9 protein-coding genes are annotated in these 12,391 nt (G+C 51.0%); all 9 read left to right on the forward strand.

Annotated elements, in window-relative coordinates:
* Positions 1-2 precede the first annotated feature (2 nt).
* The 9 genes from ACFOET_RS14040 to ACFOET_RS14080 all read left to right on the forward strand — a co-directional run bounded on the left by ACFOET_RS14040 (position 3) and on the right by ACFOET_RS14080 (position 12,178).
* Positions 3-1,778: a fibronectin type III domain-containing protein gene (locus tag ACFOET_RS14040; RefSeq protein ID WP_379023710.1), complete on the forward strand. Its 1,776-nt coding sequence runs from the start codon at positions 3-5 to the stop codon at positions 1,776-1,778.
* Positions 1,779-1,848: 70 nt separating this feature from the next.
* Positions 1,849-4,593 (forward strand): TonB-dependent receptor, encoded by a 2,745-nt coding sequence (locus ACFOET_RS14045; RefSeq protein ID WP_379023712.1) that lies wholly within the window; start codon positions 1,849-1,851, stop codon positions 4,591-4,593.
* A gap of 7 nt (positions 4,594-4,600) precedes the next feature.
* Positions 4,601-5,599 carry an endonuclease/exonuclease/phosphatase family protein gene (locus tag ACFOET_RS14050; RefSeq protein ID WP_379023714.1) on the forward strand — a complete coding sequence of 333 codons (999 nt, stop codon included), beginning with the start codon at positions 4,601-4,603 and terminating at the stop codon, positions 5,597-5,599.
* 58 nt (positions 5,600-5,657) lie between these two features.
* Positions 5,658-6,458, forward strand: a complete 801-nt coding sequence (locus ACFOET_RS14055) for a phosphatase PAP2 family protein (RefSeq protein ID WP_379023716.1) — start codon at positions 5,658-5,660, stop codon at positions 6,456-6,458.
* The gene (locus tag ACFOET_RS14060; protein ID WP_379023718.1) at positions 6,410-7,999 is read left to right on the forward strand and encodes an ArnT family glycosyltransferase; all 1,590 of its coding nucleotides are present in this window, start codon (positions 6,410-6,412) and stop codon (positions 7,997-7,999) included. Before ACFOET_RS14055 ends, ACFOET_RS14060 begins: the two co-directional genes overlap by 49 nt.
* A 44-nt stretch (positions 8,000-8,043) precedes the next feature.
* Positions 8,044-8,253, forward strand: coding sequence for a hypothetical protein (locus ACFOET_RS14065; RefSeq protein WP_379023720.1), 210 nt, complete (start codon positions 8,044-8,046; stop codon positions 8,251-8,253).
* A 285-nt stretch (positions 8,254-8,538) separates the two neighbouring features.
* Positions 8,539-10,311 (forward strand): lysophospholipid acyltransferase family protein, encoded by a 1,773-nt coding sequence (locus ACFOET_RS14070; RefSeq protein WP_379023722.1) that lies wholly within the window; start codon positions 8,539-8,541, stop codon positions 10,309-10,311.
* Between the two features lie 220 nt (positions 10,312-10,531).
* Positions 10,532-11,146 carry a sigma-70 family RNA polymerase sigma factor gene (locus tag ACFOET_RS14075; protein WP_379023724.1) on the forward strand — a complete coding sequence of 205 codons (615 nt, stop codon included), beginning with the start codon at positions 10,532-10,534 and terminating at the stop codon, positions 11,144-11,146.
* A gap of 57 nt (positions 11,147-11,203) precedes the next feature.
* A complete protein-coding gene (locus ACFOET_RS14080) occupies positions 11,204-12,178 on the forward strand; it encodes a FecR family protein (protein ID WP_379023726.1) in 975 nt (324 codons plus the stop codon).
* Positions 12,179-12,391: the final 213 nt, after the last annotated feature.

Below are 12,391 nucleotides of genomic sequence, written 5' to 3' on the forward strand. Positions count from 1 at the left end.
ATATGAACAGATTAAGGCGGTTATTGCATTGCAGCCCTATGCTGACCATAGCTGTGCTTTTATTTGTCGCGTGTAAATCACCGATGCGGAATCGCTCTGTCGCTGAGACGATGGATGGCATTGTAACCCGTTTATATGCGCAATATAATGCGGAACGGTTGGACACTATTGGCGAAGAATTCATTTTGAATTTCATCAATCAGGAAGAGCGCGAGGCACTGGCCACCAATTATTGGCAGTTTCATGTAAACGTTCCAGTAGTGGTTTCGATTATGCGTGATACAGCGCAGAAAACGGTGCCGTTTTGGCTGGAGCCTGCTGGATTCAAAAAAACCAAAATGGAGGTCAGCAACGGCCGTTACCGCTACGAGGTCTGGCAAAAACGTTATTCTGCTGGTGAAGTGAAGCTGGGCATCAATGGCTTTGATAAGCATCGGCCTGTGTACTTCGTGAGTGTGGCACCCCAAGATGCCAACGCGCACCTGACCATCGATCCGATTTATCCTGTTATGCAGCATATTGACAGCTTGGATGTGGGGGCATTTACCTACCACGATTGGGATGGATTGAAATTAACCGAAGTGCCGGAAGCGTTGCGCGGGCAGTTGCTGCTGACGACCATCCGGGGTCGTGCACGGGAGGCACATTTAATCAACGCGTTCCGGAAGACGGCATTTCCGGCTGGCGGCGTTGCAGATCAAATTACCTTGACGCTAAGTGACGATCCAGCAACTCAAATGGCTGTACAATGGCGAACGGATACGACGATTAAAAACGCAAGGATAGCTTACTGGCGTGATGGATTGACCGATACGGCGATGCGACATGCGGGTGTACAGCGACTAGCGGACCGCTTATTGATCAACGACCGCTATAATCAGCGGTTTATGGCTAAGCTAACCGGCTTGTCCCCTAATTGCACTTACCGCTATCAAATCTATAGCGAATCAGGAGCAATATCGGATGTCTTTCAGTTTAAGACGGCGCCTTTAGCAGACACCTTCTCTTTTCATTGGTTTGGTGATATCCACAACGATGTCGAAGCGGGCAAACTCATACAGCTTGCCTATGCTCAAGATTCAGCGGCTGCGTTCAACCTTTGTTCCGGCGACTTGGTTAATACCGGCCTTCACAGAGATGACTGGGATAGACTCTTTCACGTTGTGGGTGAAGTGTTCGCCAAACAGCCTTTAATGGCCGTGCCGGGCAATCACGACAGTCAGGACGGCCTCGGCGCGTCCCTGTTTCGGTCATTACTCGACTATCCTGCAAACGGGCCAAAAGGGATGCTTGCCGGGCTAAGCTATTCCTTTAACTATAAAAACGCCTTATTTATTATGATTGATGCCGCAAGTTTTCCGGTGTCTGAACAAACGCTTTGGTTAGCCGAGACGCTGGCTTCATCTCCTGCTGCTTGGAAATTTGTAGTATTGCACTTTCCTCCTTACAACGAAAAGGAACCGTATGCTGAAATCGTTAGTCAATGGGTTCCAGTGTTTGAAAAAAATCGGGTAGACATGGTGCTGGCTGGCCATTTTCACTATTATATGCGAACAATGCCGCTGAAAGCTGGCAACCCTGATGCGGATGGCGTCACTTATCTCATGTCGGTAGCCACAGCAGCGGGGCGCGAGGCAGATGAACCGCAACCCTTCGTAGCCAAACGCATTGAAAATGGTAACTTTTACCAGCATTTCCGGATCGAAGGGAACCGGCTTACTTATACTTGTTTTGACGCGGCGGGATTGGAAATGGATAAGCTGGTTGTTAATAAGTGAAACGAGTAGCTTCATCATGGCTTAATGTTTGTTTAACGCGGCGGCAATAGCTTTGTAAAAAGCTAAAACCATGCGTTACATTTTTACGTTTTTTCTCGCATTGCTGGTCGTCTCCAGCGTTTGTGGCCAGCAGGGAGAACTTTCCGGCCGGGTTACCGATGAGGCCGGTGCTCCGTTGGCCGGGGCCACGGTAGTGTTGGAAGGCACCTCTTTCCAAACGACGACCCGGGCTGACGGCACTTTTCAGTTGAACAAGTTGCCTGCAGCTGCCTACCGCTTGGCGGTCACCTATCAAGGTTTCATCACGTATCAACGGTCGGTCAATGTGGATGCTGCTTCCGCGGCGCTCGGCGACATCCGGCTTCAACCAGATCACGTTGCACTTGGTGAAGTATTGGTCAGCACGCAGCGGCGTACACAGACCAGTGTTGAAGTGCCGCTTACGGTGAGCACAGTCTCTGGAGCCCTGCTCAGCAGGCTGAACATGCGGCAGATGGATGAGATGGCGGAGTTCGTCCCCGGTATGCAGGTGCAACTGCAGAGCCCCAATAATCCCGGATATGTGATCCGAGGCATCACCTCAGATGACGGGGATTCCCGATCTCAGCCTCGAATATCGCTTTTTCAGGATGGCATCGCCATTTCACGTTCCCGAGCTTCCGTAGTTGAACTGTTTGACATTGAGCGGGTGGAAGTAGCCAAAGGGCCCCAAGGCACCCTCTTCGGTCGCGGAGCACAGATCGGGGCGTTGCACATCATTCAGAACAAAGCGCAGAACAGGTTCGGCGCGGAAGTATACGGCGGATACGGGGCATACAATCACCGGTTTGTAAACGGCTACATCAATACGCCGATCATCGATGGGAAGCTGGCCAATCGGCTGGCACTTAATTTTGAGGGACGCGACGGATTTATTGGCAATAATGCCGGCGGTCGGCTTAATGGCAAGGAGGTTATCGCCTTGCGCAACAGTACCCGCCTGTGGGGCGGATCTGGCACGACGGCGGACCTGATCTTAAATTACCAATACGACAACTACCCCGGCACTAGCTTCAAAAGCAGGCGATTTGCGCCTGTCGGCGGTGACACGGATCCTAACACGTTCGCCGACTTGGAGCAAGGCGAAGGTCTTTACATAAAGCGGCACGTGGGCGGGGCTACGTTATTGGTAGACCATCGCCTAAATGACGCCTGGCGCTTGTCGTCTCTTTCGGGCTTTCGTGCGTTCAACGCTGACGAATCATTTGATGCCGACGGTACGCCTGCCCAGATGCTGTGGGTTTCTGAAATTGCTAAAGGCACGCAGTACAGCCAAGAGTTGCGATTTACGTATGAAAATAACAGCCGGTTCAACGGATTTATAGGTGCCGGTTATTTTTATGAAAACTCCTCTCAGGAGGTGCCGATGCGCATCGATGAACGGGTGCTGTATCCCGGATACGTCGCGCCGCTGTTAGGCGGTCAGCTATCGGCGCAGATCGGGCAACTTGGTCAATCGTTGGGATTGCCGGCCGAGCAGGTGCAGGCACTCAGCGTGCAAGTACAGCAACTCTTCCAGACGTCGCCTGTGGTTGTCAATGGAGCTGCCCAGCCGGTACAAAACCTGCCCAACCTGCAGCCGCTGGCCATGGGCTTAATCAATCAGTTGTTGGGTGGCGGCCTGCCACCCACGATGACCTGGGACCAACTCATCGCATCGGGTATGTTGCCCCCGGGTACCTTGCCGGAAGAATTGATTGCACTGGTTACGTTGCTGAACGGTAGTCCAATCAATGGTATGCACCGTGAATCGGCGACCAACTACGGCCGGAACCAGGCCGTCGAATTGTTCGCTGATGGTACTTTTGACCTCACCGAGCAGCTCAGATTGACGGCTGGTTTACGCGGAACCTATGAAACGCAACGCGGCGGTTACCGGGCCGATGCGGCCTCGCCGCCCAGCGTGTTCGGCCTGATTGCCAACAATGGGTCGCCCAATCTGCTCAACCCCGTATCGGAAGGGACGATATATGCGAGCAAAGACTATTATTCCTACGTGGGGCGCTTGGCATTGAACTACCTATTCGGCCGTAACAACGTGTATGCCAGCGTGTCACGCGGCCGGCGTCCCGGCGTCATTTCCATATTGCCGTCGGCTACCACCTACTTAAACCCCGAGGTGGTATGGAGTTATGAAGCAGGGCTGAAGGGTTTGATCAGCGATGGGAAATTGGGTTATGAGCTGGCGACTTACTACTACGATTGGTCAAACTTCCAGACCTTGTCTTTGCAGACCATCGATGGCAGTATTACGCCCCAGCTGATGGCCGACGACGGCGGCAAGGCACATAGCTTCGGTGTGGAAACAGGCTTGCGTTACTTCGTTTCACCTGCTTTCAATATTTTCGGTAACTATGCCTTTGTGGACGGCAAATTCAACGATACAGATGAAGATGGCAATGCTCAGGAGTACGCAGGCAACCGCTTTCGACTCACGCCCAAGCACAGCTTCGCACTCGGCTTTGATGCCGATATTCCGCTGACAGCGCGGTCATCGGCCTACGTACGGCCGTCGTATTCTTACAAGTCAGGGGTGTATTTCGAAGACAACAACCGGGAAGACTTGTATCAAAAAGGGTATGGGCTGGCAAACTTCACCTTGGGTTACCGGTTTTCGGCCGGCCGGGCCAGCTATGACATCGGGGCTTATGGAAAGAATGTGTTTGATACGAAGTATATTATTGATGCAGGCAACAGCGGCGACAATATCGGATATCCGACTTTTATCGGTGGCAGCAGAAGCGTGGTGGGCGCCCAACTCCGGATCACATTCTAAGTAAGCGATGAAGACGATTGTCTGGATCATCGCCGTCATGCTGGCCATACTGCTGGGGGTATTCGCCGCTTTCTATTTCTGGGCCCGGCAGGGTAGCCTTCCTGTTGATGCGCATGTATCGCTCCGCATCGACAGCATGCGGGTGGAGAGCCGGCTCGCCGTGACGGATTCGGTTTTTTCTGTCATGACCTATAACATCGGCTACCTCAGCGGGATGACCAACAACGAGGCCGTGCAGCGGGATTCGGCCCTATTTCAGAGCAATCTCCGCGACGCCGCCGCGTTGCTTGTGGCCCTAGCGCCTGACGTGGTATGCGTGCAGGAGATCGACTATGGAAGCCGACGCAGCTATTGTGTAGATCAGGAAGTTGCGCTTGCGGATGGGGCCTATCCATTTGTGGCGCGGGCGGTCAACTGGGATAAGCGCTATGTTGCCTTTCCGTATTGGCCGCCCAGCGCTCACTTCGCCAAGGTCGTTTCAGGTCAGTCCGTGCTATCCAGGTTTCCCATCGTCTCCCATGCCGTAGATACCCTTGCTACCGTCGCATCAGCACCCTTTTATTACCGCGCGTTTTACCTGCACCGGTTAGCGCAAATTGCTAAACTGGAAGTGCTGGGCAGGGAGGTTATGATTATCAATGTGCACCTCGAAGCGTTTGACCGTAATACACGCCAACAGCATACAGAGCGAGTGCTGCAGTTGTACAGGCAATACGCTGATCGGTATCCAACTATTATGCTTGGCGATTTCAACAGCAGTCCAGATGAAGCGGATCCGACCATTAATACGATACTTAGGGAAAATCTCAGGACGGTCGATTTGGGCGATGTGTTTGACATACCCTATACCTATAACAGTGAAAGCCCTTCATCACGTTTGGACTATATCTTCTATAGTGACGCTCTTGAACTGGTTGAGGGCCGCGTGGCAGTAGAAGCCGGCCAAATTTCGGACCATTTGCCCGTATGGGCGGCTTTCCGGTTTGCCAACCCTTCAGGTCAATGATTTGCCATAATCAGTAAGATGGAAGCCATTACGCCGTTTACAACAAGTTATCATTAAGATGACCATTCATTTTTCTTCACTTAACGATCTGTTAGTATTCCAAGTTTACTTTCGTGAAGAATCGAAAATGTCAACCATGGTTAAAAATCTTCAGCGTAGCGGTGCTTTGGCGTTCTATGCTACCTATCCAGCCTTCACGCTTTGCTTTCTGCTATTTGTCCTCTCAGCAGTGGTGTTGTTCATCGCTGTTCCGCAGAGTAATCAATTTTTGTTTGTGAACCGGCTACACCATCCTATTGGAGATGCCGCATTCCAATACATTACCTACGGTGGGGACGGTCTGTTTATGTTGCTGCTGGCGGTTATCCTGCTGTTTGTACGTTTCAAATATGTGGTATATTCAATAGCTTGTTTCGTGTTGACAGGCCTTGTCGCCCAAGTCATAAAGCGAGCCACGAAATTGCCGAGACCAGCAAAAGTCTTTGCAGGCACCCATGATATCCATCTGCCACAGGATTGTGTCGTTCATTTCCACAACAGCTTTCCTTCTGGACATACCACTACGGCTTTTGCGATGATGGCCCTTCTTTATTACCTCTTTCCCAACCAGCGAAATTCACCGTTTCTATTTGTCATGGCGTTGCTTGTCGGGTATTCCCGTATTTACCTGGTCCAACACTTCCCGCAGGATGTTTGCGCCGGTGCGGTGATTGGAAGCTTGCTGACGTTTTTATTGATATGGTGGTTTGATAGCAGTTCACTATTTAAGGCTGGGTGGGCCGACAGGCGATTGCATATATCTGTGGCCAGATGCAAGCCCGCCGAATCAGTTTCTACACGTATAAATCCGGTCGATTGACGATGCTGCTTATTGCGCCCCAGCATCATGGTCATCATATAAACAGGTGCTTGCTGTTTGTGTTGGCGATTCACTTTCTTATTCGGTTGGCGATCCTGTTTTCACTGAACTTAGGGGTAGATGAAGCGTACTATGTATCCTATGGTCAATATCCGCAGTGGAGCTATTTCGACCATCCGCCCTTGGTGGGGTGGATGGTTTGGCTGACTACCATGAAGTTGTCCGAAACCTCGGTTTTTTTTGTCCGCCTCGGGCCCTTGGTGATCAATACGATTGTTTTAGTCGTCGTCTATCGGATCGGTATCCTGTTAAAAGACAGGAAGGCCGCCCTGATTGCGGTATGCCTAGTCGCAGCGTCCTTTTATCACTCCGTTATTTCCGGAGTGTTCCTGTTGCCAGACGCTCCGCTGGTCTTATGTTGGATGCTGGGCATCTGGGCCTTTCTTTCCTACGTCAAAACCGAACAGCATGGTTTTTTATGGCTGCATGGCAGCTTTGTCGGTATGGCCATGTTGTGCAAGTATCAAAGTGTTTTTCTTGTGTTTGGAGCAGCGGTATGGCTGTTGAAATATAAGCGCAATGAGCTACTGGTACGTGGGTTTATGCCCGTATTTGTGTTGCCGGCGTTGTTTTTCCTCCCTGTACTGCTATGGAATATACACCATGGCATGGCGAGCTACGATTTGCACAGCAACCGCGTCGGCAACGCTGACTGGGACATCAAGTGGCATTTCCTGCTGGCAGAGGTAGCCGGGCAATTGTTTTATAACAATCCGGTCGTCGTAATCGTGGTGGCCACCGTGCTGTGGCGGATTTTCCGCCATCAGCGCGCGCTCGTTATGGCACCTTATCATTTTTACCTCCTTTCGATGAGCGTTCCGCTGATTGTTCTGACGATAGCGCTTTCGTTTTTTAACAAGACGCTGCCGCATTGGAGCGGGCCAGCCTATTATGCGCTCATTTTGTGTGCGGTATGCACCGGACCAGCGTCCGGCCGCCGCCTATGGAAATGGACACGATACGCACTTGCTTTTTTTCTATTCATAGCGGCCGTTGGTGTGTTGCACATACAGACCGGGTTGCTGAACACAGGCCGTGCCCATATCAGCGCTAATCAGTTAGGATCAACGGATTTTACGCTGGATGTCTACGGATGGCCGCAGTTGCGGGATGCGTTTGATAAACTAACCGAGGCAGACCTGCGGAACGGACGTATTGATGCAGATTATGCGATGATCGCGGGCAACTGGTTTCCCGGCGCTCAAATCGACTATTACCTGGCACTTTCCCGCGGCCGTGATCTCTTTGTCTACGGAGATATCCACCGGCAGCACCAGTATCAATATACCAATAGCCGGCGGGGAGGAATTTCTGCACGGCGCGACGCGTATTATTTGACCACATCGCGCTACTTCTTTCCGCCCGATCCATCACTGGTTCGCCAGTATGCGCAAGTAGATGAAGCGGAGCGAATTCCGGTATACCGACGGGGTGAGGTGGTATATTACCTGTATGTATACCGGATGAGAGCGAGCCATTGACCATGAGGCGGCAGGGCGACCTTCGATCAGCAAGGGCGTTACAGATGACTGCAACCTTACCGTTGACACCTGAAGCTTTAAAAGTAATGAATCTATTCCTGGAAAGGTTTCTTGAATGGCTGGACTGGAAAACAACACAGGTAATGGCCGCGCCTTCATTGGTTCCGTATCGGGAACTGCTCGCCTTCTTACGTATGGCCAGAGTGCGGTATAACGAGCCGGATCTTCGATGCGATGTGCCGTTGGCAGCGTAACTTCACGCAGCTTCCCATGCTAATGGCTTAAGTCAGCCTTACCCAAGATTTAGAAAAAACAGTGGATTAGTATAAATATAAGTTGTCTTTCCTTTGGGGTTTATTCGGTTCGCAACCGAGTAAACTCCGAAGAAACTCCGAAGAAACCTCGAATAAAACCCGAGTGAAATGTAAAATCTGTGTAAGGACAAGGTCGGAGAGAAGTACAGCGGGGAGGCGCTATTTTCATCTTGGCGTAATGTTCACTTAATTCCGCAAGTATAGCTTTGTGGAAAGCTATGCTAAATGGAACCATTGATCACCAAAGGAATGCTTGCCAAGGCGGCCGGAATCCACAAGGTTCCGCTGCCCGGCATAGATCGCGTGTTGATGTCAATCATGCAAGTTGACCGTTTTAACAGCACGTTTGACCAGGTTCGTCACTTACAGGGCTTGGCGTTTGTCGATGGCGTATTGGATTTGCTTGGGATACGCATCAATGTTGACGCGGAGGAATTAAAAAGGATTCCTGCATCCGGGCCGTTCATCGCCGTAGCCAACCACCCATACGGCGGTATCGAAGGCCTGATTTTGCTCAAAGTGCTTTGCACCGTACGGCCTGAAACGAAGGTGATGGCGAATTATCTGCTGCAACAGATTCCCAATCTGAGCGACTTTTTCATTGGGGTCAATCCATTCAATGACGAGCCGAACCAGTCCAACATCGCCGGCATCAGACGGGTTCTTGCTTCGGTAAAACAAGGAAATCCCGTTGTCATATTCCCTGCAGGTGAGGTGTCGGCCTACCAACCGGCACTGCAACGCATTACAGATAGGCGTTGGCACCCCGTAGTGGGCAAGCTGCTGGTCAAAGCCGCTGTACCGATTATTCCCATCTATTTCCACGGGCGGAACAGCTGGCTATTCAATGTGCTGGGCATGGTGCACCCGAGGTTGCGCACGGCGCGGTTGCCGGCCGAACTGTTTAACAAGGGCGGTCAGGAAATACGCCTTCGGATCGGTAAACCTATCCGGCCTCAGCGAATACCGGACGTTATGCAGCAGCCCAAACGGTTGTTGGATTACGTACGCGCGAGGACCTACGCATTGGGAATGGGTACTCATCAGACACGGTGGCGGTGGTTGGAGCGGGGAATATTCAAGCGGCCTCCTAATCCGGAAGAGGTTATAGCGCCGATCGCCGTATCGGATATGGAGCAGGAAATCGCCGTCTTGGCGGAAGCCAGGGTGTTGTCCGTTGCTGATTTCGAGGTCTTCCTGGCTGAAGCGCAGCAGATACCTTCACTGATCCGCGAAATCGGCCGGCTGCGTGAACTGACGTTCAGGGATGTGGGCGAAGGCAGCAACCGGTCGATAGACCTGGATGTGTTCGACCTCTACTACCGGCACCTGTTTATTTGGGATAAGCGGGAGCGTAAAGTGGTGGGTGCTTACCGCATCGGCTTGGGAGAGGAGTTGTTGTTTGGCCATGGGAAGCGGGGATTTTATTTGGCCCAACTGTTCAAAATGGACAAAGCCTTCTGGCCCGTATTAGAGAAAAGCATGGAGCTCGGCCGCAGCTGGATACGCAAGGAATACCAGCAGACCGCCATGCCGCTGTACCTGCTTTGGAAGGGGGTCGCGCATTGCCTGGAGAAAAACCCGCAGTACCGTTACCTTATCGGGCCAGTCAGCATCAGCGGTGAATTTTCCCGGTTTTCCCGTTCGGTCATCGTTGCGTTCATCCGGCGTAATTGTTACGACAGCGACCTTGCCGCCTTAGTGCGGCCGCGGAAGCGTTTTAATCCCAGCCTGATGAAGATGAACCTGGATGCGCTGTTGGACGATCCGACGTCGCTTGCCTCGTTGGAGCGACTGGTCATGGATATTGAAAAACCGAATAGGCGATTTCCGGTGTTGTTACGGCATTACCTTCGTTTGGAGGCCAAGATCATCGCCTTCAACCTGGATCCGAAATTCAACAATTGCCTGGATGGCTTTTTAGTGTTTGACCGCGAGCAATTGGACAAAGTCGCTGAAAAGCGGTTTTTCGAAAGGCCGGACGGTGTGTTTCGGTGAACAACTCATTGACCTATCGTATAAAGACGGCATGCTATACTGCTAGAATGAAGACAGGCTTGCATTAGCTTTTGCGGTATGATAGAGACGATGTAGGCTCAGCCGATTGCATTGATCATCACAGACAACCAACTGATTGCTTATCGGGAGTGAACGAAGATAGATTTAACAATGGCTTAATATAGCAACCCTACCTTTGTCGGGACAATCGTCTCGCATAATGGATCAAAAGTTGGAATTTAGCTGGTGGGAGGCTGTCCGAAAAAACGATGATAGGAAACTGTTTGGCCGACTTTATCGCCGGCATTGGGAAAAACTGTATGCTCTCGCCTGGACCCGGACCAAGGATGAAGCGGTAGCCCAGGATATTGTACAGGATGTTTTTGTGAACTTGTGGGAACGACGGAAGGATATTGTCATCCAGACCAGCATCGTGCAATACCTCACCGGAGCGCTTAAGTATCGATTGATCGATTACTTTCATTCTGAACAGGTCAGGTTACGGGTATTTGATCACGTCATGGCACAAATGGATACGCTGATGGGCCAACCAGACAGCGTTTGGTCACATCAGGAGGTGGAGACTATTTTTGATGATGAGTTGCAACGAATGCCAGAAAATATGCGCAAGTCTTTTCTGTTGCGGTTAGACAACCAAAGCACCCCTGACATCGCGCGGCGGCTAAACTTGGCCGAACAGACCGTGAGCAATCTACTGACCGAAGCGACCAAGCGCCTACGGAAGAACCTGCCCCATAGGTTCCGGGGCAATACCGCACCATGGGTCGTGATGGTGCTACTGAATGTGGTTTACGATTTGTTAACAAACAGGTAACGATTTGTAGAAGTAATTTTCGGCCCTTTTCTGGACGTGTTCATAAAGAACGAATACGTGCGGCCAAAAATATTTAGAGAACTATTGCGGAAATACCGCGAAGGGAAGACCACCTCAAAGGAAACCAAGCTGGTAGACGATTGGTATGAATCTTTCGGCGAGCAATTGCCGCCAATGGGTGCCAAACAGAAAAGAAAGGTCCGGAACGCGCTCTATAATCGGATCGTCAGCACAATTCAGCCTATTGGTGACGGAAAAAAGCGCACAATTAAAGTCAGGGTATGGGTATCGGGTATCGCTGCCAGTGTGCTGCTCGTTACGGCGATCGGATTCGCCGTGCACCACTCCATGGATCGGATGGAATCGAGTGAAAGCGCACAACGCGAATATGTCGAATGGGCCGCTGAACCAGGTAAGCTAAAAAAGCTACTGCTTCCCGATAGTACAGAAATCTGGTTGAATGCGGCAACGAAAGTGGGCTTTTTTATGCCATTTGGCGATGGTGCCATGCGAGAAATCACCCTGATTGACGGCGAAGCGTTTTTCCAGGTAATGCCAGATTCGACTAAACCATTCGTCGTTCACGCAGCCGGTATTCGTACCGAGGTGTTGGGGACATCGTTTACCGTGAAGTCGTATGCAGAACTGGATGAACTAAGCGTCTCGGTGTCTACGGGCAAGGTCCAGGTAATCGATCGCAACAAACAGGTGCTGGGAGTATTGCACCCGGGCCAGGAAGTGATATATAACAAAGTAACCGATAAGCGGATCATCCGGTCTTTTGATGCCGAAAGCCGCAATGCTTGGATGACCGGCACGACGTACCTCAGTGAGGTATCTTTCAATGAACTTGCGTTGGTTTTTCGCCGTATATATGGCGTGCAACTGGTGACTGGTACCCCCCAAGTCGCAGGCCAGCGCTATAGCATTCAATTAGATAGAAATAGTCGGCAAATGGATGTAGTACAAGCCATTTGTGCCATTCATAGAAATAAATACAGAAAGGAGGGAAATGAGATTATAATCTATTAAGCAAACTACTGAAAAAATCGGGTGGCGACCATTCAATCGCCACCCAAATTTGTAAAAACCGGACGGTATACCTTGGAACCGTTACCGCCCACCAATAGCAATGAAGTCAAACCCCAAGCTACTTTCTGTGGGTAAAAATAGGTATTAGGGATCAATTCACCTACTGTTTTTGCCCAATGGAAAATAGCGTTAGTTATAGAATTAATGGAAATT

Origin of the sequence: Parapedobacter deserti (genome assembly GCF_042646065.1) — a bacterium.
GTDB lineage: Bacteria > Bacteroidota > Bacteroidia > Sphingobacteriales > Sphingobacteriaceae > Parapedobacter > Parapedobacter deserti.

Coding starts and splice junctions, on each gene's coding strand:
- ACFOET_RS14040 (WP_379023710.1), top strand. CDS start 3: ATGAACAGATTAAGGCGGTTATTGCATTGCAGCCCTATGCTGACCATA.
- ACFOET_RS14045 (WP_379023712.1), top strand. CDS start 1,849: ATGCGTTACATTTTTACGTTTTTTCTCGCATTGCTGGTCGTCTCCAGC.
- ACFOET_RS14050 (WP_379023714.1), top strand. CDS start 4,601: ATGAAGACGATTGTCTGGATCATCGCCGTCATGCTGGCCATACTGCTG.
- ACFOET_RS14055 (WP_379023716.1), top strand. CDS start 5,658: ATGACCATTCATTTTTCTTCACTTAACGATCTGTTAGTATTCCAAGTT.
- ACFOET_RS14060 (WP_379023718.1), top strand. CDS start 6,410: ATGCAAGCCCGCCGAATCAGTTTCTACACGTATAAATCCGGTCGATTG.
- ACFOET_RS14065 (WP_379023720.1), top strand. CDS start 8,044: ATGACTGCAACCTTACCGTTGACACCTGAAGCTTTAAAAGTAATGAAT.
- ACFOET_RS14070 (WP_379023722.1), top strand. CDS start 8,539: ATGGAACCATTGATCACCAAAGGAATGCTTGCCAAGGCGGCCGGAATC.
- ACFOET_RS14075 (WP_379023724.1), top strand. CDS start 10,532: ATGGATCAAAAGTTGGAATTTAGCTGGTGGGAGGCTGTCCGAAAAAAC.